The following is a 21,190-nucleotide window of genomic DNA, read 5'->3' as shown; positions in this document are numbered from 1 at the left end:
TTCGAACTCATTAACGATCCCGGCCCGTTAGGCAGGGCCACAAAGACGGGCGAGGTCAGGTTTCGATGGCGGCACGGCGCCCTTTTGCTGAAGTTTCCGGCAATTGCTGCAACGGGGTTGATCGGGGCGACGGCTTCGATACTGCTTGCGGCTGAATGAAAAATGAGAGGGCAGGCGCATGAGCGGTGACGGGGCGGATTTTGCGGATGGACCGCTGAGCACTTCTGGCAACCAGATACTGGACGTGAACGGGGACGCCGTGGAAATCCGGGCGGTGAACTGGTTCGGACTGGAGAGCGACATCATGGTGCCGCACGGGCTCTGGGCGCGGAACTGGCAGGACATGATGAACGAGATGGTGGATGTGGGGTTCAACACCATCCGGCTGCCGTTCAGCCACGAGGCGATAGATGCCGCGAGCCGACCGGGCAACGGCGTGGATTACGGGCAGAATCCGGATTTGCAGGGCCTGACGCCGCTACAGATCATCGACGAAATTCTCGACTATGCCGACGAGATCGGGCTGCGGGTGATACTCGATCATCACCGCAGTGGGCAGGGTGCCGGGCCGAACGACAATGGCCTTTGGTACACCGATGCCTATTCCGAGGCCGACTGGATCGAGATGTGGGAGTTTCTCGCGGCGCGTTACGGCGACCACCCCGCGGTGATTGGTGCGGACCTCCACAACGAGCCGCATTCCGGTGTCTGGGGCGGAGGCGGTGCCAATGACTGGGCGCGGGCTGCGGAAGCGGCGGGTAACGCCGTGCTGGCAGTGGCGGCGGACTGGCTGATCATCATAGAGGGTGTCGGCAGCTACCAGGGAGACAGCTACTGGTGGGGAGGTCAGTTGGAGGGCGTGCGCGACCGGCCGATCGAGCTGGATGTGGCCGGGCGGCTTGTCTATTCGCCGCATGATTATCCGGCATCGGTCTTTGACCAGCCATGGTTCAGCGACGGCTCCGATCTGTTCGAGGTTTTCCGCGAGCACTGGGGGTTCATCTACGAGGAAGGGATTGCGCCGATCCTGATCGGGGAATTCGGGTCGCGCCTGGAAACAGCGGCGGACCGGGCCTGGGCTGAGGCGATCGTGGCCTATCTGGAGGGCGACTTCGACGGCGATGGCACACCGGATATCGGCGCGGGTGAGGCGGGCATGAGTTTCGCCTGGTGGTCCTGGAACCCGAATTCCGGCGATACCGGCGGCATCCTGAACGACGGCTGGACAACGCTGCGCCAGAACGCGATCGAGCTGCTCGAGCCGATGCTGGACAGCCTCGACGTGATCCTCGGCGGCGCGCAGATCACCGGAGACCTGACCGAGGGCGTTGTCGTTTCCGGCAACAACGAGGACTGGGTGACACTGCCGGGCACGAGCGTGACCGACAGCGGCATCGGCTTCGATTTCGGGGATTTCGACGGCGGTGCCTATGCTCTGGGTGGCAGCGTGACCGGCACAGCCGGGGCCGGGGTGGCCTTCGGACGGCTGAGCTATGGCAATGTGCTGACGGTGGCCACCACCGGGGTGGCCTTCGGCGGTGAGAGCGGCGTGGTGATCGGCGGGCGCAACAACCTTGTGGACAACGCGGGCAGCATTTCCGGCGGCAGTGCAGGGGTGGAGTTCGTGGCGACACGGGGCCAGAACGTGCTGCAGAACAGCGGCACGATTTTCGAGACGGGCAGTGGCTCCGTCGCGGTGCAGGGTAGTGGCAACCGCGATGTGGTGGAAAATGCCGGGACGATCATCGGCGATTTAAGGCTGGCCGGAGGCAACGATGTATATCGCGGCGAAGGTGGCAGCGTGAATGGAGTCGTTTACGGCGGCAACGGCGATGACGGGTTGACCGGCGGCGACGGCGTCGATCGCCTGAACGGTGGCAACGGTGCGGACAGGCTGCGCGGGTTCGGCGGGGATGACCGGCTGGTGGGCGGTGGCGGAGGCGACGCGCTGATCGGTGACGGTGGTGCGGACCGGTTGCAGGCCGGGGGCGGCAGCGACGATCTGAACGGCGGCGCGGGAGCGGACATGCTGTTCGGCGGTGCCGGTGCCGACACATTGCGCGGCGGCGCGGGCGATGACATCATCGTTGGTGGCGCGGGGGCGGACGGGATGTTCGGCAACGGCGGTGCGGACGTGTTTCGGTTTGCCGGGGCGACCGGGGCCGATGTGATCGGTGACTTTCGTCAGGATATCGACTTGATCGATATCCGGTCGTTCGGAGTGACGGCGACGGCGCTGGAGAGTGCGATCGGCGTTTCGGGCGACGATGCGACCGTCGACCTGACGGCCCTGGGTGGTGAAGGTTTGCTTACGGTCTCAGGGCGTGGTGGGGCGCTGGACGCGGGCGACTTCCTGTTCTGAAGCACTGACGGTCAGGCGCTGCGCCCGAGGCTGTCTTCTGCCGGAGGCGCGGCGCGCGTCGCCTTCTGCGCTTCCAGCCATTCCACCGCACGATCGAGCGGCATCGGGCGGGCGATGCCGAAACCTTGCAGCAGATCGGCCTTCAGGTGGCGAAGGAGGTCGGCCTGTTCCTCCGTCTCGACGCCTTCGGCGACCATCTTGCGATCCAACTGATGGCAGAGCCCGACGATGGCCTCGGTGATGACGCGGCTCTTCTCATTGGTGGTGATGTCGAAGACGAGGGACTTGTCGATTTTCACGTAGCGGAAGCTGAGATGGGCGAGGTGGGCAAGGCCGGCGTAGCCGGTGCCGAAATCGTCCAGCGCAACGGCAATCCCGGCATCCTTCAAGGCCGCGATCGTGCGCATGGCGCCTTCGTTTTCCTGACCGATGATGGTGGTTTCGAGGACTTCAATGACGACCTGCGAAGGGCTGAGGTTTCGCAGATCGATTTCCCATTTGAGGATGTCGACGAAGTCGGCGCGGGAGAGCATGGCTGGCGATATGTTGATGCCGATGCCGAATTTTTCCGGCCAGTGGTCGCGCAGGCGCACTGCACCATCGAGGGCGAGGCCGATGGCGATCCGGTCCATCTTTTCGGTGAGGTCGAGTTCGTCGGCCAGCCCGAGAAAATTGCCCGGCTCCACCAGCCCGCGGGTGGGATGGCGCCAGCGGATCAAGGTTTCGAACCCCACTGGCCTCATGGTTTGGGCATCAACCAGAGGCTGAAACATCATCTCGAAAGACTGTGACCGAACGGACTTCACGAAATCCAGTTTCTGGCGCTGGAGGGAATTGAACTGCTTGCGAAATGCCTCATCAAAACAGACGATCCGCCCGCGGCCGTTTTCCTTGGCAGAGTAGAGTGCCATGTCGACCTTGCGCAGGAGCACGTCGATGTCGTTGTAGCCTTCGTCGGACAGGGCGATGCCGATGCTGACGCCGAAATCTATTTCCTGGCCCTCCCATGTGAAAGAGCGGGAGACGTTTTCGAGGATGGTCCGGCCCACCTGTACGAGATCGTCGAAGCCGCGGACGGCCGGGCAGACAAGAATGAATTCGTCACCACCTGTGCGACAGACGACATCATCCATGGACACGGCATCGTGCATGATGGCGGCGGCGTGAACGAGAACGGCATCACCAGCAGCGTGGCCGATTTCGTCATTGATGATCTTGAAGCGGTCAAGGTCGAGGGCGATGAGGCCAACGCGGTTGCCGTCTGTCGCCGCCTGCTTGAGGGAGGCACCGAGAAAGGTATTGAGCTTGGAGCGGTTCGCCGTTCCCGTGAGGAAATCCCTTTCGGTCTGTTCTTTCAACTCACGTTCGGCCCGCAGAAGGGCGTGTTCGCGGGTAACCTGCTCCGACACGTCGCGGCAGACCACGACTGCCTTTTTCTGCATGGTCTCGCTGGCATCGGTCAGGGAGGTGCGGGTCTGGACCCAGAACTCCGAGCCGTCGCTGCGCCGGCAACGGCGGATCTTCAGTTTCCCGGTTCCAATGCAGTGTGGATCGGGAGGCGTGGGACGGTGGCGACCCGGCTGCGCGGCCTGCTGCACTGGCAGGATGATGCTCTCCAGTGTGCGGCCCTGCAATTCGTCCAGATGACGGCCGGTCATATCGGTGAAGCCGGGATTTATCCATTCTACCCGGCCTTCCATATCCTGGATGACAATACCGTCCTTGGCGTATCGGGCGGCGATCTGGAGGGCATCGCCGGGGTCGACAGGGTGGACACGGCGCGCTTTCCATCGACGAAGTGTACGATGGCCGAGGTGCGTGACGGTGCACCCGAGCAGGACGCCTGCGCACAGAATCAGAAGCGCAGCCGTCAGTGTTGGCATTGGGCCCTCTCTCTCCGAAGTGCATCGACGATGTCTTTTGCCAGTGAAACACGAAGGGCGGGTTAACGCGGACATGCTGGAGGCGGGAGCCAACGCGATTGACAATGCCGCGGGCGATGGGGGACAAGCGACAGAACGGGCCGTGGCCGAATTGCCGCTTGGAAAGTAGAACTTGCAGGGTTTTCCTTATGCGCCGCCGGGCCTGAAGATCGGGCTTCTGGGCGGTTCCTTCGATCCTCCGCACGAGGGGCATGTGCTGATCACGCGGCGGGCGCTGCGCCGGTTCGGCCTCGATGCGGTGTGGTGGCTCGTCTCGCCGGGCAACCCCCTCAAGGCCGATCCACCGGCTGCGCTGGAGCGGCGGATGGCGGCGGCGAATGCGCTGGTTCGGCATCCGCGGGTGCTGGTGACCGATGTCGAGACACGGCTGGGCACGCGGTTCACGGCGGAAACGGTGGCGCGGCTGCGGCTGATCTATCCCGGTGTGAACTTCGTCTGGCTGATGGGAGCGGACAACCTGGCCGGGTTTCACCGTTGGGACCGTTGGCAGACGATAATGGACACGGTTCCGGTGGGTGTTCTGTCGCGGCCCGGGGAGCAGTTGCGGGCGGCGCTTTCGCCCGCGGCGAGATTGTATGCGCAGGCGCGACTGCCGGCGCGAGCCGGGCGCCAGCTGCCGGTGGCCAAGGCCCCGGCATGGTGCCTGATGACCGGTCCGATGGTGGAGCGGTCGTCGACTGAGATCAGGGCGACCGGCGCATGGCTGCGGTAAGGGCGGAGATAGGTGAAGGCGCGACAGTCACGGCAATGTTGATCACGTAATCCTTAAAATTGCCGACATTCTGTGATTCACTGGCCGGAAGGTACGGGAACAACGATAAAGAGGCAGACCCGATGAACCGAACGCGAATGGCGGAGTGGAACCGGCGGGCGGTGCTGGCCGGGCTGGGCGCAAGCCTGCCGGGCGGGGCCATGGCGCTGGAGCGGGCCGGTCGGCCGATGCTGCGCAGGGACGGGTTGCGGGAGCGAACCTCCGTTGACGTGGTGCAGGAAGGACCTCTGGCTGCTGTCACCGGCTTTGCGTTGCGTGATCTTTCGGACGGGAGGATGCTGGCAGCGCATCAGCCGCTGCTGAGCCTGCCACCGGCGTCGGTCGCCAAGGCGGTCACTTCGCTTTATGCACTGGAGGCGCTGGGCAGCAACTACCGGTTCCGGACACAGGTTCTGGCCACTGGAGCGGTTTCAGGCGGACGTCTGGAGGGAGATCTGTACCTGATCGGCGATGGCGACCCGACATTGGATACGGATGGGTTGGCGGCGCTGGCGGCGCAGTTGAAGGACCGGGGCATCCGCTCCGTCGCCGGACGGGCCTTCGTGGTGGACAGTGCCTTGCCGTATCAGCGCAGCATTGACCCGACGCAGCCGGAACACGTCGGCTACAACCCGGCAATTTCCGGCCTCAACCTCAATTTCAATCGGGTGCATTTCCAGTGGAGCCGGGCCGGGCAGGGCTACGCCGTGCAGATGACAGCGCGGGGGCGCCGCTATGATCCGGCGGTGGCAAGTATCGAAATGGCAGTGGCGCGGCGCAATGCGCCGGTGTTCATCTATCGAGGTGATGGTGGCCGGGACACGTGGAGCGTGGCGTCCGGAGCGTTGGGCCGGGAAGGCAGCCGGTGGCTGCCGGTGCGCAGGCCGGGCGACTACGCGGGCGAAGTCTTTCGGGAACTGGCACACGGGTTCGGGATCGTGCTGCCAGCGTTCCGCGTGGCGGAGAGTGTGCCTGCGGGGACCGTGCTGGCAGAGGTGGAGAGCGGAGACAGCAGCCGACTGCTGAGGGATATGCTGAAATACTCGACCAACCTGACGGCAGAGGTGATCGGGCTGCGGACGAGCCAGGCGCGGGGCATGGCGCCGAAATCGGTGGCAGCTTCCGGTGCGGCCATGACAGGCTGGTTGCGGGAGCGGTTCGGCGTGCATCGTGCCGATTTCCTGAACCACTCCGGTCTGACCGACCGGACGCGGATGACGGCAGCGGAGATGGTTCAGGTGCTGGACATCGCCGCGGCTGGCCCTTTGCCCGGCCTGCTGAAGGAAACGGCGGTGAGTGTGGCCCCGGGCAGCCGCGAGAGGCTGCCCGGCGTGCGGGTCTTCGCGAAGACGGGAACGTTGAACTTCACCCGCGGGCTGGCGGGATACCTGGAGGGGAGCAATGGGCGGCGGCTGGCCTTCGCGATCTTCACCGCCGATCTGGCGGCGCGGGCCGGAGCCGTGGAAGGTGAGGTGCCGCGCGGTGCGAAAAGCTGGCGCAACCGGGCGCTGCGGCAGGAGATGGACTTGTTGAGGACGTGGGCCCAGACCTACCTCTAAATGGTTCAATCGTGGCGTTGATTGGGGAATGTCAGGATTTCGGCCGAGACCTGCGATTTGGCGAGAAGTTTGTGCCGCATCCGTATGGCGCGGATCATAAGCGCGACCTGTCTCAGACCGAATTCCTGCTTGAAAAAGGTTTTGTCGATTTGGGCTTTGCGGGCTTCGATGCTGAGAAATGAACTGGGCCAGCCGCTGATCAGGAAAAGGAGTATTCGGTTTTCCTGATCAGACTTGCGCAGGTCGGCCGCGAAGGCCGTGCCGAAGCCATCCGGCAGGGAATAGTCGAATACCACGGCGTCAAAAAAATGCTCGGAAGCCAACTGCTTTGCGGCGGAAATCGTTTCCGCGCAGTAGATCCGCGCATTGCTCTCGACCGAAAGGATGAGCCTTTGGAGTAGCTGCCTGTCCTTCCGGTCATCTTCGAGAATGAGAATGCAGGGATCGGCCTGATGGTCGGTGGCTTGCTGAGGAACGGCGGCGGCGAGTCGTTTGGTCATCTTTCAGTCTTTCGGAGGAAAATGGGCGGAAGCGAGATTGGGAATTGTGTTGAGCGTCAACTCTCCGGGCCGGCCCATTCCCGTGAGATAACGGATGCCTGTGTCGGCCGCTTCTCTTTTTGCCGGACAGATCGTGCAAGCTGGAGATCGCTGCAGTTCATCCTGCGCAGGATCTCGAATGCCTGTCGTGCCCCGAACTCGCTCTTGCAGAAAACGGCGTGCACACCGGCTGCTTCCGCCTTTTCATGCATGAACGGGCTGGGCCAGTCGCTGATGATGAATGTCGGAGTTTCGGCGGACGCGGGAGAGCGGGACAATTCCAGAGCCAAGTCTATGCCGAGGCCATCCGGCAGCCCATTGTCCAGCACGATTGCCTGTGGCGGAACTTTTTGGAGACGTTGCCGCGCATCCGCGATGGCTGTCGCGAAGTCGAGAATGACCTCCGTTGTCAGGTATCGAAACAGCCGGCGAATGCGTTCCTGATCGTGGCGATCATCCTCGACAACGAGGATGCGCCGCGGCGCAAAAGGAGTGCAGGCAGGGCGGATTTCGCGGACCTGGGCGTTTTGCATAACGATAATCTCCCGGACGGTGATCCGGGAAGTATCCGCGTGCCCTGTTAAAGCAAGATTAAGGGATGCAGTGCCGCCTGTGCGAGGAGAAGTCCTACGCCTCGCGAGCGAGGGCGGCGTCGATGAGGTCCGCCGTCTCAGTGACACCGAAGAGGGCTGCGAAGCCGCCGAAGCGTGGGCCCTGGCTGGCGCCGAGCAGGACTTCGTAGATCGCGGTGAACCAATCCCGCAGCGGTTCGAAGCCATGCTCCTTGCCGACGGCAAAAATCATGGATTGCAATTCTTCGGCATCGACAGCACCATCCCAGCCCCGCAGGCGGGTAGAAAGGTCGTCCAGCGCCGCACGCTCTTGTTCGGTAGGAGCGCGGTAGGTTTTGGCCGGTTTGACACGATCCTGATAGTAGCGCACGGCATATGCCGCTGCGGCGTCCAGGCCGGGGTGGGTTTCCGGCGTGGCGTCGGCGTATTTGCGGATGAAGCCCCAGAGCACGTCCTTGCTCTCGGCACCGGCGGCGGAGGCGAGGTTGAGCAGCATGGCGAACGGCACCTCCATGTCGGAGGCGGGCACGTTGTGGCCGTGGATGTGGTGGCCGGGGTTGTTCAGCCGTGCAGCGGTATCCTGCCCCTCGTAGGCGCGCAGGTGCTGGTGATACTCATCGACCATTTTCGGTATCACGTCGAAGTGCAGCCGCTTGGCGGTGCGCGGTTTCTGGTACATGAACAGCGACAGGCTCTCCGGCGTCGCGTAGGTCAGCCAATCGTCGATGGAGATGCCGTTGCCCTTGGATTTGGAGATTTTCTGGCCGTTTTCGTCCAGGAAGAGTTCGAAGACAAAATGCTCCGGTGCACGGCCACCGAGGATGCGGCAGATCTGGTCGTAGATCGGGCCGTTGGTGGAATGATCCTTGCCGTACATCTCGTAATCGACGTCGAGCGCGGCCCAGCGGGCGCCGAAATCCGGCTTCCACTGGAACTTGACCTTGCCGCCGGTGACGGGGAGGGTCCACTCGCGGCCCGTCTCGTCATCGAAGGTAACGGTGCCTTCCTTCGCATCGACATGCTTCATCGGCACGTAGAGAACGCGGCCGGTTTCAGGGTGGATCGGCAGGAAGCAGGAATAGGTCTGCTGGCGTTCCTCCCTCAGGCTCTTGAGCATGACTTCCATGATGGCGTCGTACTTCTCACAGGCGCGGAGGAGGACTTCGTCGAGCTTGCCTTCGTTGTAATAGTCAGTGGCGGAGGCAAACTCGTACTCGAAGCCGAAACTGTCGAGGAAGCGGCGCAGCATGGCATTGTTGTGGTGGCCGAAGCTCTCAAACTCGCCGAACGGGTCGGGCACGGAGGTGAGCGGCTTCTGGAGGTGCTCGTGCAGCATCTCGTTGTTCGGCACGTTGTCGGGCACCTTGCGCATCCCGTCCATATCGTCCGAGAAGCAGATCAGACGCGTGGGGATATCCGAGATCAGTTCGAACGCGCGGCGGACCATGGTGGTACGCGCAACCTCACCGAAAGTGCCGATATGCGGCAGGCCCGACGGGCCGTAGCCTGTCTCGAACAGTACGTGGCCCTTTTCCGGCGGTGCCTTCTGATAGCGTTTGACCAGCTTGCGCGCTTCCTCGAACGGCCAGGCTTTGGACGCAAGGGCGGCTTCACGGAGATCGGACATCTGGTCACTCGCTTCTGGTCAGAGAATGTCGCCCCTCCTATTGTGGGGCGGAGGCGGCGTCAATATATCGCCGGCATCACAGGGATTTTGAGGACTGAGAGATGACGGACAAAGACGATCTTCCCGCATCGTTTACCCCGCAGGACGCACTTGTCGCCGTGATGGTGGCGGCTTCGGCCTCGGACGAGACGATGACGACGCCTGAATTGCTGTCGATCGCGCGGATCGTCGAGAGTCTGCCGATCTTTGACGGGTATGACAGCCACCGCGTGGCAGCGGTGTCTCGCACCGTCTTTGACCTGTTCGAGGAAGAAGAGGGACTGGATGCCCTGTTCGGGCTGGTGCGCGAGGCGCTGCCGGAAACGCTTTACGAGACCTCCTACGCACTGGCCTGCGATGTGGTTGCCGCCGATGGCGATGCCCAGAACGAGGAGTTGCGGTTGCTGGAGGAGGTGCGGTTCGAGTTGAACATTGACCGGTTGCATGCCGCGGCCATCGAGCGCGGTGCGCGGGCGCGGTTTGCCCACCTGCCCAAATCGTGATTACGGCTGTTCCTTCCGAAACATCGCCAAACATATGATATGCTAACTCTGGCATGAATCGGTCGGGTTTACCGGCCGGTCATGCGTATTTTATGGAGTGGGGATATCAAATGAAGATTTTTGCAGCGGGTCTTGCGGCCCTCATTTTGTGCGGGCCGGTGATGGCCGAGCCTGCGTGGGTGCTGGATGCAGAGACATCCAAGGTGGCCTACGGATCCATCAAGAAGGACCGTATCGGCGAGGTGAACCATTTCGGGACACTTGCCGGAACTGTTGATGACACCGGCTTGGTGAGGGTGGAGATCGATCTGGCTTCGGTGGAGACATATGTGGACATCCGCAACGAGCGGATGCGGGAGCATGTGTTCGGAGCCACGCCGGTGGCCGTGCTGACATCTCAGATCGACCTTGAGGCGTTGGAAGCGATGGCACCGGGCGATACGGCGATCGTCGATGTGGATGGCATGCTGGCGTTCGTTTCTGCGGAGGTGGAAATCTATACCGAGGCTTTCGTGGCACGATTGGCCGACGGCAAGGCGCTGGTGACTACTGACGGGATGATCATGCTCGGCACCGAGGAACTGGCCATAGACGGCGCCATCGACACGCTGATGGGGCTGGCAGACCTGCCCGGTATCACGCGGGTGGCGCCGGTGACGTTCCGGCTGGTGTTCGACAAGGCTGGCTGAGCGTGTTGCGGGCGGAGTTTCTTTTTTTGCCGCCCGCACTATTTCCATGAATACTCACTATCGGGAGTAGTGTTCATGAAGCGGATTTTCGCAGCGACCTGTCTTTCATTCCTTGCAACCTTTGCCGTTGCGCAAAGCACGGGCGAAGAGATCGAGGCGGTGATCGACAGCCAGTTTGATGCCTTTCGCGATGATGATTTCGCCCGGGCATTCGACTATGCCTCGCCGATGATCCGGGGGATGTTCGGCTCTCCCGAGCGCTTCGGACAGATGGTGCGCACCGGATATCCGATGGTCTGGCGGCCAAAGTCCGTGTCTTTCCTCTGTCTGACGGAGCTGGATGGGCAGTTCTTTCAATCCATCCAGATCGTCGATCTCAACGGTCAGAGGCACAGCATCGACTACGAAATGATCGAGACCGAGGGCGAGTGGCGGATCAACGGTGTGCTGTTTCGGCAACCGACCTGTCTTGGTGCCTGAACCGGACAGCGTTCGCCTGCTTAGCAAACAGTTAATGCCGCCCATCTAGATTGAAGCCTCGTGCGACGGCGCGTCCCCGCGCCCAGTGTTCTCCGAGAATTTGCCAGTTGTGTCCTGTCCGTGGACGGGATCGGGCGAGCGCTCATTTTGCGCCCGCTCAGGCGATGCTTTGTGCCAGAAGGGATTTGATGCGATGAACAAGGCGATTACCGAAGGGCTGGACTTCATGCCGCCCGCCTTCATTGACGGGCTTGGCGTCTGGTCGAGCGGTGCCGGGACGCCCGGCTCTCCCCGCTACAGCAACGACCCCAACGGCACGCTGGTGGCTTCCGATCCTGATTTCGGGCCGTGCATCGAGATCGTGAAGGCCGACAGCCCGCAGCGGTTGCGCTACACCGGCGAGACACCGCTGCTGCCGGGGTGCTATCTGGAAATATCGGCAAGGGTTAAACTGGTGAGCGGACCATTTCCGACGGTGCGGGCCTCAGGATTTGCAGGCGACGTCAACGGCAACTGGATCGGCGGCTCACTGACCGGACAGGGCCCCGCGATTTCGCTGGATGAATACGGACGGATCTACACCGTTCGGGCCATCGTCGGTTCCGGCAACCGCACCGGTGTGGACATGGTATGGGGGACGGAGCCCGTTTACGGCCATTTCGGCATTGATATCGAGGGCAGCAATGGCGCTGTCGTCCGTGTTGAAAGTATCCAGATCCATGACCGTACGGACGTGTTTCACCGCAAGCTCATGGATTGGGTGGACGTGCGCGATTACGGGGCAATCGGCGACGGTATTGCCGATGACGCTGCTGCGTTCGAGACGGCCGATGCGGCTGCGAACGGGCGCGATCTGATCGTGCCGGCGGGCACGTACTACCTGGGCAAAAACGTGACGCTGTTGTCGCGGGTCCGGTTCGAAGGAACGGTGACACAGGCTGCCGAACACCGCTTCATTCTGAGGGCGAGTTTCGATTTTCCGACCTATGTCGACGCATTCGGCGATGAGCGCACGGCGTTGACGAAGGCGCTGCAGACGCTGTTCAATTTCTCCGATCACGAGTCACTGGACCTGAAGGGCCGGCGCATTCAGTTGAGCGCGCCCATCGATGTGGCGGCCGCAGCACCCTCTATCACCACGTTCGGGAACCGCCGCGCCATTCGCAATGGCCAACTGGAAGCGACTGACAGTGCTGGCTGGGATCCGGACATGGTGACGACGCAGGGCAGCTACAGCGATGCCAACCCGCTGGAGCTGACCAATGTCTCGGCTGTTGCTTCCATCGAGGTGGGATCGCTGATCACCGGTTTCGGCGTCGGCAGGGACGTCTATGTCCGCGACCGCAATATCGGTGCGCAGACGCTGACGCTGAGTCAGCCGCTGGGGCGGGCGAATTCGCAACAGAGTTATACGTTCACGCGCTACAAGTATCTGCTGGACTTCGGCGGCATGGAGAACGTCAACGCCTTCAACATCTCTGACATCGAATTCCTGTGCAACCGGCGGGCCAACGGTGTGATGTTGCCGGATCGCGGGATTGCGTGGAGCATCCGGGACTGCTGGTTCAGCCGGCCGCGGACGCGTGCAATATCGTCCAAGGGTACTGCGTGTCAGGGAATATCAATAGATCGCAACCAGTTCATTGCTCCGGATGATGACGTGCCGGTGCCGCAGCGCAACTCGACAGCGTTCAACATCAACGGCGACGATGCCAAGATCCGAAACAATCGCTGCGTCCAGTTCAAACACTTCGCGATCATAAACGGCGGTGGCAGTCTCGTGCTTGGCAACCACTTCTGGCAACTTGACGATGATATCGACGGCGAGAATACCGCGGGCCTTGTGTTCACGCGGACGAGCAACAAGTCGGCGGTGGTGGGCAATTACATCGACAACATGTCGATTGAACTGGCAAATGAGCATGACCCGAACGGAGATGTCTACGGCAACGGATTCGGCAAGATCACGATCACCGGCAACATTTTCACTGCGCAGAAGGTGCCCGACTGGTTCACTTTCATAAAGATACGGCCGCGCGGCAACAACTGGTTCATGAACGGGATCACGGTGGCCAACAACGCGTTCAAGGTATTTGGCGCCTCGATAATCGACCGGATCGACGAGTATGACGATGCCTTCGGCACACTTGACCACACCGCGACGCGCGACGTGATCTTCACGGGAAACAGTTTCGAAAAGGTTCGCGACAAGGCCGAGAGCCCGGTGACCGTACGCCATGAGCAGACAAACGTGAACAGTAGCTGGACCGTTCAGTTTGACCGGTTCCTGCCATTTGGCGGTGAATTGCTGGGTGTGGACGGTGTCGTCGCCCACGGGCCGGTGCAGGCGAACGGCGGTGCAACTTTGTACGACATGCCATGGGCGGAGACGCGGCAGGGCGGCAACAGCAATCGCGTACGGCTGCACTGGTCCGCCGGCTGCACCGGCGTGGTGCAGGTGCGTGGCCGCTGCGACGCGCCCGGCGACTGATACGAGATGGCGGGATGCGGCAATGCGCGTCCCGCTGTTGCCGTTGGTTTCGCTTGCGAAGGCCGGAGGGTTGCGCTGTATTCTGCGCCGAGGAGTCCTGTCGCCATGCACCCGCGTTATGCCCCCTACCTTTTCGGTCTGCTTCTGTCCGGTCTGATGTCCTTCGTGGTGTCGGGCCTGTCCACGTGGCACGCTGTCGGCTTTATTCCGGGCTTTCTGGGAACGTGGTTGTCGGCGTGGGTATTTGCCTGGGCAATCGCATTTCCGACAGTGCTGGTGGTGGCGCCGCTGGTGCGGCGGATCGTGGCACGGGTTGTTCGACAGGAAGGCTGATCTGGATCAAGGGAACGGATCGTGAGGTCTGGGAAAGTGCAGGGGAAAGGAGGGCCTGACCCATGTACAAACACATTCTGGTTCCCATCGCCCCCGGAAACGGCCGAGATAGCGACACAGCCCTGAAGGTTGCGGAGCGGCTGCTGGCTGAAGGCGGCAGCATCACTGCACTGCATGTCATTGAGGAGCTTCCCCCTTATGTTCAGGATCACTTTCCTCCGGGTCAGCTTGCAGCGACATCCCTCCGAATGGAGGAGAAGCTGGAGGAAGCTGTGGCCGGTCGCGAAGACACACAGGTGGCAGTGGTGACGGGCCATGCGGCGCTGACCATCCTGGACTTCGCAAAGAACAAGGGCTGCGATTGCATTGTTATCGCCAGCCATGCACCGGCGATGCAGGATTTCCTGCTTGGGTCCACAGCCGCGCGGGTCGTACGGCACGCGGAATGTTCGGTTCACGTCGTGCGCTAACGGCGTTTGGCCTTGCCCCGGACCGGACGGCTGCCAGCCTTGCCAGCTGTCGAGCGCCCGGAGGATTTCTGGGCTTCGTCCACCGCCTTCTCGATGGCCGACTGGCGGGCCATCGGGTCATCGGCGATGGCGAGATCGACTTCTTCCAGCCGCTTGACTTCATCACGCAGGCGGGCTGCTTCCTCGAACTCCAGGTTCTCGGCGGCCTTGCGCATTTCCGTTCGCAGGGCTTCCAGGTGGGCCTGCAGGTTGTTGCCGAAGGCGACCTTGTCGACCTTGGCGGTGACGCGACTCATGTCGGTGTCGCCTTTGAAAGTACCTTCGAGCACATCCTGAATGTTCTTGCGCACGGTTGCGGGCGTGATGCCGTGTTTCTCGTTATGCGCCATCTGCTTGGCGCGGCGGCGGTTGGTTTCACCGATTGCCCGCTCCATCGACCCTGTTATTCGGTCGGCGTACATGATGACCTTACCGTCGGCATTACGCGCGGCACGACCGATCGTCTGAACAAGTGAGGTCTCCGAACGGAGGAAGCCTTCCTTGTCGGCATCGAGAATGGCGACGAGGCCGCATTCGGGAATATCGAGTCCCTCCCGCAGCAGGTTGATGCCGATAAGGACGTCGAAGGCGCCGAGACGGAGATCGCGCAGGATTTCAATACGCTCGATGGTGTCGATGTCGGAGTGCATGTAGCGGACGCGGATGCCCTGTTCGTGCAGGTATTCGGTCAGGTCTTCCGCCATGCGTTTCGTCAGGACGGTGCACAGGACGCGCAGGCCGAGTTTGGCGACACGGCGAATTTCGTCCAGCAGATCGTCCACCTGCGTTTCGACGGGGCGGATTTCCACCGGTGGATCGAGCAAGCCAGTGGGACGGATAACCTGTTCGGCGAAGACACCGCCCGCTTGCTCCAGCTCCCAAGCCGACGGCGTGGCGGAGACGAAGATCGACTGGGGGCGCATCGCGTCCCATTCCTCGAACTTCAGCGGGCGGTTGTCCATGCAGGAGGGCAGGCGGAAGCCATGCTCGGCCAGCGTGAACTTCCGCCGGTAATCTCCCCGGTACATGCCGCCGATCTGCGGGACGGAGACGTGACTTTCGTCGGCGAAGACGATGGCGTTGTCGGGGATGTATTCGAAGAGGGTGGGAGGCGGTTCGCCGGGCGCGCGGCCGGTGAGGTAACGTGAATAGTTCTCGATGCCGTTGCAGGAACCGGTGGCTTCGATCATCTCGATGTCGAAAGTCGTGCGTTGCTCCAGACGCTGCGCCTCCAGCAGCTTGCCTTCTGCGACGAGCTGGTCGAGACGCAGTTTCAGTTCCGCCTTGATGTTCTTCACGGCCTGCTGGAGGGTCGGGCGCGGAGTGACGTAGTGGGAATTGGCGTAGATGCGCACTTTTTCCAGCTCACCCGTTTTCTGGCCGGTCAGCGTATCGAACTCCGAGATGCCTTCGAGTTCATCACCGAAGAAGGACAGGCGCCAGCCACGATCCTCCAGGTGGGCGGGCCAGACTTCAAGCACGTCGCCGCGCACGCGAAAGGCACCGCGCTGGAAGGCGTTGTCGTTGCGACGGTATTGCTGGGTGACGAGATCGGCCATGATCGCGCGCTGGTCGTAACTTTTCCCGGTTTCCACGTCTTGCGTCATGGCAGTGTAGGTTTCCACGGAGCCGATGCCGTAGATGCAGGAGACGGAGGCGACGATGATGACATCATCGCGCTCGAGCAGGGCGCGGGTGGCGGAGTGGCGCATCCGGTCGATCTGCTCGTTTATCTGGCTCTCCTTTTCGATATATGTATCGGAGCGAGGGACATACGCCTCTGGCTGGTAGTAATCATAGTAGCTGACGAAGTATTCGACGGCGTTGTCGGGAAAGAAACCCTTGAACTCTCCGAAGAGCTGGGCGGCAAGGGTCTTGTTGGGTGCGAGGATGATAGCCGGGCGCTGGGTGTGTTCTATGATCTGAGCCATGGTGAACGTCTTGCCCGTTCCCGTCGCTCCCAGCAGCACCTGATTCTGCTCATCGGCGTTGATGCCCTCCACAAGTTCGCGGATTGCGGTGGGCTGGTCGCCCGCCGGCTCAAACTCCGTACTTAGCCTGAAGCGCTTGCCGCCATCGAGCTTGTCTACCTTGCTGCGGCTTTCGGCGACGAGTGGTGCTGTTCCCGACATGTTCCCCTCCGGTGTTCCTCACTAGGTGCGCAGTCGCCAAAGGATTTCAAGGTTAATATTTCGTTAACACCGGGGGTTGATTGGGGAAAATATAATTCGCCTTTTTAGATATAAAATTGTTGTGACGACATTCGTGTCGCGCTACCAAGTAATGGCAAGCAGCAAGACCACCGCCAACCGGGTGCAACACCACCCACCCCACCCCTCACTCCCTTGCGCCCGGTTGGCGGTACCCTTTCCCAAAGCGCTTTAGTAAAATTGCAGATGATCCGGGATGTGCCATTTTCCGCCTCGGGGCTTGCGCAGATGCGGCAGTTCTTCGATAAGGTTCGAAAGCCGCAGATGGAGTTCCGCCCCATGATCGCCCGCATCTTTCAGCCAGCCAAGACGGCCATGCAGTCCGGCACCGCCAAGACACGTGGCTGGACTCTGGAATTCGTGCCGGATGAAGCCCGGCAGATTGACCCCCTGATGGGGTGGACCAGTTCGGGCGACACGCAGACGCAGGTGCGCCTGCGGTTCGACAGCAAGGAAGCCGCGATTTCCTATGCAGAGAAGAACGGGATCATCTACCGGCTGGACGATCCTAACAAGCGCAGCCACATCATTCGGCCGGGTGGCTATGGCGACAATTTCGCCCACCAGCGGCGCATGGCCTGGACACATTGACAACCGGATGGATGGGAGCGGACGCCGCAACGGCTGGTCTGCGCTGACGGCATGAAACTGCTTCTGCATATCGGTACCGAGAAGACGGGTACGACCTCTTTCCAACGGTGGGTCGACAGCAACAACGAGACGTTGCGGAGCGAGGGCGTGTGGCATGCCCAGACAATCGCCCTGCCGGACAACCGGGCGCTGGCGGTAATGGCGCGTGATCCCGACAAGCCGGAAGACGGTTTCAACCAGTTCAACATCCGCACGCCGGAAGACCACGCCAATTTTGTAAGGAACCGGAGTGGTGCGTTGAAGAAGGATGTCGCAGAGGCGAAGGCCGCCGGCATGCGCGTCTATCTGATCAGCAACGAACATCTGCAGAGCAGGTTGTTCTCCCAGCAAATGGTGGACAGGGTTGCCGAAATCGTCAAACGGCACTTCGATGAGATTGAGGTAGTCTGTTTCCTGCGGCCTCAGCTTGACACCGCGATCTCGCTGGCCTCCACCGGCGCCCGGGTCGGTAACCGCATTTCCATCAAGCAGTTCGAGGGATTGCAGGCGCAGGGGCACTACTACAATTTCAAGGACCTGCTGGACCGTTGGGCGAACGCCTTCGGCGCGGAAAATGTTACTCCGGTTGCCTTCAAGCGCAACAAGAACACGGTGGAGTTCTTCCGCCGTAAGCTGGGGCTGGAGCGTACCGACTATCAACCGGAAGTGCGGCTGAATGCAGCCCTGGACTACCGGGCTGTCGCTCTGTCCAACCAGTTGAACCTGCCACGGTTTTTCGATGACGGTTCGCTGAACCCGAACCGTCAGTTTTTCATGGAAGAAATTCCTTTCGAGAAACCTTTGACGCTGAGCCGCCACGCCGCGCAACGGATACACGAGCGGTTTCAGCCGCTGAACGCCGAGATCGCTGCGCGGTGGGCGTCGATCACAGAAGAGGACCTGACGCCGGACTGGGAGCGGTATCCCGAACAGGGGACGATCGAGCAGTTGGATGAGTGCGATCTTGGGCCGGCGTTGCGCTACGTCGTGCAGAAGTTCAATGCCGACCTGGCGCTGGCGCGGGCGCAGACGGATATCCAGAAGGCGCGGCTGGCACTGCGCAACCGTGAGTTCAAGGCTGTGAAATGGCAGGTTGCACAGGCAGACAAGAAGATTCAGGCCGCCGCCGCTTTCGAGCCGGTGAAGGAGCGCGCCTGCGAGATGCTGCAGGAAATTTCGAAGCTGCAAGAGTCCGTCGCCGAGCGCCAGGCGCAAAGGCAGAACCGCAAGGAGAAACCGGAGGCAAAAGCCGGCGGTGGTTTCAGCCTTTCCCGTCTTCTGGGCAAGGAAAAGTAATTGCCTCTCGGGAATGGCCGATGCCTCCAGTCCATACAAGCCATTGACTTTCCGCCCGGATTTGAGACGGTTCGGTCAAAACGGGAGGATGAATGCGGATAGCCTTAGCGCCATTGCGCAACCTTGCGTGGCTGAGTTTCTTCGGCTTGATCCTGCTGGCTTGGGCCGTGATGTATGCGATGGCCCGGGATATGGGTATGACGCTGCTGGGCAACATGACCATGTCGCCCGGTATGGCCGGATCCGGGAGCATGGCCATGGACGGTGCGGCCATGATGGCACTGACGGTCCTGATGCCGATGTGGATCATAATGATGGCCGCAATGATGGGGCCGACATTCGTACCGACGGCGCGAACCTATGAAGATCTGATCAGCACCGGAGCGGGGACGCGGGCCGGGTTTGTCGGGTTGATTTCGGGCTACCTCTTCTCCTGGTTCGGTTTCGGCGCCTTGGTTGCTGTGGCGCATCACGGTTTTCTTCAGGCCGGATGGTTGAGCGCGATGGGACGCAGCCAATCCGTCCTGTTCTCGGCGGTGCTGCTGGCAGTGGCGGGCGGGTATCAATTCACCTCCGCAAAGGAGCGGTGCCTTGCCCACTGTCGCAGCCCATTGATGCACCTGTTGGCGGACTGGAGGCCAGGGTTTGGTGGAGGCGCGTGGATGGGTGCCAGGATTGGTTTGTTTTGTATCGGTTGCTGCTGGGCGATCATGATGATCGGCTTTGTGGGTGGGGCAATGAACCTTTTGTGGATGGGCATCGCCACGCTGATCATGACGCTGGAGAAGCTGCCGGACATCGGCCGCTGGCTAACGCGACCGCTTGGGCTGGGCTTTCTTTTGGCGGCGATGTGGTATCTGATACAGCTGGTATGAGGGGGCAGACATGACCGAGAGGCTGAGAGCGCGGACACGAATAGACAGCCGCCTGCCGGGAACGCGGCCGGAGCAGGGCCCCGGAACAGAGTGGGCGATAAAGGGCGAGTTGTTCCTCAACTGTTCCTGCGAGGTGTTCTGCCCCTGTGTCATCAGCCTCGGGGCGCATCCGCCGACAGAAGGTCACTGCCATGCGTGGATGGCCATTGCCGTAGACAGCGGCCATTATGGGACGGTGGACCTCTCGGGCATCAATATCGGCTTGCTGGCGGACATTCCCGGACGGATGGGCGAAGGAAACTGGAAGGTGGCGCTCTATGTCGATGACACGGCGAGTTTTGCGGCTTTCGACGCCGTCGCGCAGATCCTTTCCGGAAAGGCCGGCGGAACGACCGGGCTATTGTCTATGCTGATCGGTGAGGTCATCGGGGCAGAGCGAACATCGGTTGTCATCGAGCGGGACGGCGGGACGCGGCGGATCACGGTCGGGCGAAAGTTACAGGGCGAAATCGAGCAGGTGCTGGGGCACGAGGGCCAACCGGTGGTGGTGAAGAACACGCGCTACTGGATGGGGCCCGACATATTCGTTGCACGCGGCACAAAGAGTCGGCTGCGGGACAAGGGGCGGGTCTGGGACTTCGGCGGAAAATCGGCCGAGATCTGCCCGATCGACTGGCGCGGACCGGACAGGTAACAGCTTGAGCAAGGGAGACACAGGCATGGGATTCAATGCGCTGATCGTGGAAAAGGACGAGGAGGGCAAGACGTCCGCGTCCGTTCAGGAGATCACCGAGGACAGGCTGCCGGCGGGCGATGTCACCGTCGCGGTGGATTTCTCGACAGTGAACTACAAGGATGGTCTGTGCGTGGGGCCCGGTGGCGGGCTCGTGCGGGCGTATCCGCATGTGCCGGGCATCGATTTTGCGGGAACTGTGGAGGCGTCCTCTGACGACCGGTACAAGCCTGGCGACAAGGTGGTGTTGACCGGCTGGCGCGTGGGTGAGGCTCACTGGGGTGGGTATGCCCAGAAGGCACGTGTGAAGGCCGACTGGCTGGTACCGCTGCCGGAGGGACTGACGACGCGGCAGGCCATGGCTGTGGGCACCGCGGGTTTTACGGCGATGCTGGCGGTAATGGCGTTGGAGGATCATGGGCTGAAGACCGGAAACGGGCCGGTGCTGGTGACGGGCGCGGCTGGTGGTGTCGGGTCGGTTGCCACTGCCATACTCGCGGCGAAGGGCTACGAGGTTGCGGGGGTGACCGGACGGCCGGAGACCGAGAACTATTTGAAATCATTGGGCGCAAGCCAGATCGTGCCACGTGAGGAAATCAACGAGACAAACAAGCGCCCGCTGGAAAGCGAAAGCTGGTCGGGTTGTGTCGATGCAGTCGGTGGTGCTATGCTTGCCCGTGTGCTTGGCCAGATGAAATACGGAGCGTCCGTCGCTGCCGTAGGTCTGGCCGGGGGCGCAGCATTACCGGCGACGGTCATCCCGTTTCTCTTGCGGGGGATCAACCTTCTCGGCATCGACAGTGTGATGCAGCCCTATGAAAACCGCGTGCGGGCATGGGGTGAGATCGCCAGACATCTGCCTATGAGCAAGCTGGACGAGATGGTTCAGCCGGCAACCTTGGCGGATTTGCCCAAACTCGGGCGGGATATCCTGAAGGGTCAGGTCAAGGGCAGGGTTGTCGTTGACGTGAACGCCTGAACGGTCTTCCGAGGCGGCCTCAGCACCGCCTTTCGCCGGTAGTGTCATACACTGTGTCGCTTTTGTAACG

19 protein-coding genes are annotated in these 21,190 nt (G+C 61.6%); 14 read left to right on the top strand and 5 right to left on the bottom strand.

All coding sequences use genetic code 11. The features are described 5' to 3' along the window. Nucleotides 1-178: 178 nt before the first annotated feature. Complete coding sequence (locus GO499_RS09880) at nucleotides 179-2,362, top strand: cellulase family glycosylhydrolase (protein ID WP_161862038.1); 2,184 nt, start codon at nucleotides 179-181, stop codon at nucleotides 2,360-2,362. An 11-nt stretch (nucleotides 2,363-2,373) separates the two neighbouring features. Here the strand turns inward: GO499_RS09880 and GO499_RS09875 are convergent, their stop codons facing one another. Then, complete coding sequence (locus GO499_RS09875) at nucleotides 2,374-4,245, bottom strand: putative bifunctional diguanylate cyclase/phosphodiesterase (RefSeq protein ID WP_161862037.1); 1,872 nt, start codon at nucleotides 4,243-4,245, stop codon at nucleotides 2,374-2,376. Between the two features lie 172 nt (nucleotides 4,246-4,417). Here GO499_RS09875 and GO499_RS09870 point away from each other — a divergent pair, with 172 nt between their 5' ends. Beyond that, complete coding sequence (locus GO499_RS09870) at nucleotides 4,418-5,017, top strand: nicotinate-nucleotide adenylyltransferase (RefSeq protein WP_161862036.1); 600 nt, start codon at nucleotides 4,418-4,420, stop codon at nucleotides 5,015-5,017. Nucleotides 5,018-5,139: 122 nt separating this feature from the next. Beyond that, a complete protein-coding gene (gene dacB / locus GO499_RS09865) occupies nucleotides 5,140-6,615 on the top strand; it encodes a D-alanyl-D-alanine carboxypeptidase/D-alanyl-D-alanine endopeptidase (protein WP_161862035.1) in 1,476 nt (491 codons plus the stop codon). Nucleotides 6,616-6,620: 5 nt separating this feature from the next. Here dacB and GO499_RS09860 read toward each other — a convergent pair whose 3' ends face one another. From GO499_RS09860 to GO499_RS09850, 3 genes are all read right to left on the bottom strand, one after another. Next, entirely contained in the window at nucleotides 6,621-7,115 is a 495-nt protein-coding gene (locus GO499_RS09860; protein ID WP_161862034.1) for a response regulator, read from the bottom strand. Nucleotides 7,116-7,171: 56 nt separating this feature from the next. Next, nucleotides 7,172-7,687: a response regulator gene (locus tag GO499_RS09855; RefSeq protein WP_161862033.1), complete on the bottom strand. Its 516-nt coding sequence runs from the start codon at nucleotides 7,685-7,687 to the stop codon at nucleotides 7,172-7,174. 94 nt (nucleotides 7,688-7,781) lie between these two features. Continuing rightward, nucleotides 7,782-9,353 (bottom strand): lysine--tRNA ligase, encoded by a 1,572-nt coding sequence (locus GO499_RS09850; protein WP_161862032.1) that lies wholly within the window; start codon nucleotides 9,351-9,353, stop codon nucleotides 7,782-7,784. A gap of 101 nt (nucleotides 9,354-9,454) precedes the next feature. On the opposite strand from GO499_RS09850, the gene GO499_RS09845 reads away from it, so the two are divergent. The 6 genes from GO499_RS09845 (at nucleotide 9,455) to GO499_RS09820 (ending at nucleotide 14,358) form a co-directional block, all read left to right on the top strand. Beyond that, nucleotides 9,455-9,895, top strand: coding sequence for a tellurite resistance TerB family protein (locus tag GO499_RS09845; RefSeq protein ID WP_161862031.1), 441 nt, complete (start codon nucleotides 9,455-9,457; stop codon nucleotides 9,893-9,895). 110 nt (nucleotides 9,896-10,005) lie between these two features. Beyond that, nucleotides 10,006-10,584 carry a YceI family protein gene (locus GO499_RS09840; protein ID WP_161862030.1) on the top strand — a complete coding sequence of 193 codons (579 nt, stop codon included), beginning with the start codon at nucleotides 10,006-10,008 and terminating at the stop codon, nucleotides 10,582-10,584. Nucleotides 10,585-10,659: 75 nt separating this feature from the next. Next, nucleotides 10,660-11,064: a DUF4864 domain-containing protein gene (locus GO499_RS09835; protein WP_161862029.1), complete on the top strand. Its 405-nt coding sequence runs from the start codon at nucleotides 10,660-10,662 to the stop codon at nucleotides 11,062-11,064. Between the two features lie 193 nt (nucleotides 11,065-11,257). Continuing rightward, nucleotides 11,258-13,555, top strand: coding sequence for a glycosyl hydrolase family 28-related protein (locus GO499_RS09830; protein ID WP_161862028.1), 2,298 nt, complete (start codon nucleotides 11,258-11,260; stop codon nucleotides 13,553-13,555). A 105-nt stretch (nucleotides 13,556-13,660) separates the two neighbouring features. Further along, nucleotides 13,661-13,888, top strand: coding sequence for a DUF2798 domain-containing protein (locus GO499_RS09825; protein ID WP_161862027.1), 228 nt, complete (start codon nucleotides 13,661-13,663; stop codon nucleotides 13,886-13,888). Between the two features lie 62 nt (nucleotides 13,889-13,950). Further along, entirely contained in the window at nucleotides 13,951-14,358 is a 408-nt protein-coding gene (locus GO499_RS09820) for a universal stress protein (protein WP_161862026.1), read from the top strand. On the opposite strand, the gene uvrB is transcribed toward GO499_RS09820, so the two are convergent. After that, the gene (gene uvrB / locus GO499_RS09815) at nucleotides 14,355-16,529 is read right to left on the bottom strand and encodes an excinuclease ABC subunit UvrB (protein WP_161862025.1); all 2,175 of its coding nucleotides are present in this window, start codon (nucleotides 16,527-16,529) and stop codon (nucleotides 14,355-14,357) included. The genes GO499_RS09820 and uvrB overlap by 4 nt on opposite strands. Nucleotides 16,530-16,886: 357 nt before the next feature. Here uvrB and GO499_RS09810 point away from each other — a divergent pair, with 357 nt between their 5' ends. From GO499_RS09810 to acuI, 5 genes are all read left to right on the top strand, one after another. Then, the gene (locus GO499_RS09810) at nucleotides 16,887-17,198 is read left to right on the top strand and encodes an ETC complex I subunit (RefSeq protein WP_161863907.1); all 312 of its coding nucleotides are present in this window, start codon (nucleotides 16,887-16,889) and stop codon (nucleotides 17,196-17,198) included. 51 nt (nucleotides 17,199-17,249) lie between these two features. Beyond that, nucleotides 17,250-18,533: a hypothetical protein gene (locus tag GO499_RS09805; RefSeq protein WP_161862024.1), complete on the top strand. Its 1,284-nt coding sequence runs from the start codon at nucleotides 17,250-17,252 to the stop codon at nucleotides 18,531-18,533. A gap of 92 nt (nucleotides 18,534-18,625) precedes the next feature. After that, complete coding sequence (locus GO499_RS09800; RefSeq protein WP_161862023.1) at nucleotides 18,626-19,408, top strand: DUF2182 domain-containing protein; 783 nt, start codon at nucleotides 18,626-18,628, stop codon at nucleotides 19,406-19,408. 10 nt (nucleotides 19,409-19,418) lie between these two features. Beyond that, nucleotides 19,419-20,102: a DUF1326 domain-containing protein gene (locus GO499_RS09795; RefSeq protein WP_161862022.1), complete on the top strand. Its 684-nt coding sequence runs from the start codon at nucleotides 19,419-19,421 to the stop codon at nucleotides 20,100-20,102. A gap of 25 nt (nucleotides 20,103-20,127) precedes the next feature. After that, entirely contained in the window at nucleotides 20,128-21,120 is a 993-nt protein-coding gene (gene acuI / locus GO499_RS09790) for an acryloyl-CoA reductase (protein WP_161862021.1), read from the top strand. Nucleotides 21,121-21,190: the final 70 nt, after the last annotated feature.

This window comes from Algicella marina (genome assembly GCF_009931615.1).
Classification (GTDB): domain Bacteria; phylum Pseudomonadota; class Alphaproteobacteria; order Rhodobacterales; family Rhodobacteraceae; genus Algicella; species Algicella marina.
Note: the sequence above shows the minus strand (reverse complement) of the source record. Positions and strands in the feature narration are given on the sequence as shown.

What these genes read in the sequence shown, in the direction of transcription:
- GO499_RS09880 (WP_161862038.1), top strand. Translation starts at nt 179, where the DNA reads ATGAGCGGTGACGGGGCGGATTTTGCGGATGGACCGCTGAGCACTTCT.
- GO499_RS09850 (WP_161862032.1), bottom strand. Translation starts at nt 9,353, where the DNA reads ATGTCCGATCTCCGTGAAGCCGCCCTTGCGTCCAAAGCCTGGCCGTTC.
- GO499_RS09875 (WP_161862037.1), bottom strand. Translation starts at nt 4,245, where the DNA reads ATGCCAACACTGACGGCTGCGCTTCTGATTCTGTGCGCAGGCGTCCTG.
- GO499_RS09805 (WP_161862024.1), top strand. Translation starts at nt 17,250, where the DNA reads ATGAAACTGCTTCTGCATATCGGTACCGAGAAGACGGGTACGACCTCT.
- GO499_RS09840 (WP_161862030.1), top strand. Translation starts at nt 10,006, where the DNA reads ATGAAGATTTTTGCAGCGGGTCTTGCGGCCCTCATTTTGTGCGGGCCG.
- GO499_RS09860 (WP_161862034.1), bottom strand. Translation starts at nt 7,115, where the DNA reads ATGACCAAACGACTCGCCGCCGCCGTTCCTCAGCAAGCCACCGACCAT.
- GO499_RS09825 (WP_161862027.1), top strand. Translation starts at nt 13,661, where the DNA reads ATGCACCCGCGTTATGCCCCCTACCTTTTCGGTCTGCTTCTGTCCGGT.
- uvrB (WP_161862025.1), bottom strand. Translation starts at nt 16,529, where the DNA reads ATGTCGGGAACAGCACCACTCGTCGCCGAAAGCCGCAGCAAGGTAGAC.
- GO499_RS09820 (WP_161862026.1), top strand. Translation starts at nt 13,951, where the DNA reads ATGTACAAACACATTCTGGTTCCCATCGCCCCCGGAAACGGCCGAGAT.
- dacB (WP_161862035.1), top strand. Translation starts at nt 5,140, where the DNA reads ATGAACCGAACGCGAATGGCGGAGTGGAACCGGCGGGCGGTGCTGGCC.
- GO499_RS09830 (WP_161862028.1), top strand. Translation starts at nt 11,258, where the DNA reads ATGAACAAGGCGATTACCGAAGGGCTGGACTTCATGCCGCCCGCCTTC.
- acuI (WP_161862021.1), top strand. Translation starts at nt 20,128, where the DNA reads ATGGGATTCAATGCGCTGATCGTGGAAAAGGACGAGGAGGGCAAGACG.
- GO499_RS09855 (WP_161862033.1), bottom strand. Translation starts at nt 7,687, where the DNA reads ATGCAAAACGCCCAGGTCCGCGAAATCCGCCCTGCCTGCACTCCTTTT.
- GO499_RS09845 (WP_161862031.1), top strand. Translation starts at nt 9,455, where the DNA reads ATGACGGACAAAGACGATCTTCCCGCATCGTTTACCCCGCAGGACGCA.
- GO499_RS09795 (WP_161862022.1), top strand. Translation starts at nt 19,419, where the DNA reads ATGACCGAGAGGCTGAGAGCGCGGACACGAATAGACAGCCGCCTGCCG.
- GO499_RS09800 (WP_161862023.1), top strand. Translation starts at nt 18,626, where the DNA reads ATGCGGATAGCCTTAGCGCCATTGCGCAACCTTGCGTGGCTGAGTTTC.
- GO499_RS09835 (WP_161862029.1), top strand. Translation starts at nt 10,660, where the DNA reads ATGAAGCGGATTTTCGCAGCGACCTGTCTTTCATTCCTTGCAACCTTT.
- GO499_RS09810 (WP_161863907.1), top strand. Translation starts at nt 16,887, where the DNA reads ATGATCGCCCGCATCTTTCAGCCAGCCAAGACGGCCATGCAGTCCGGC.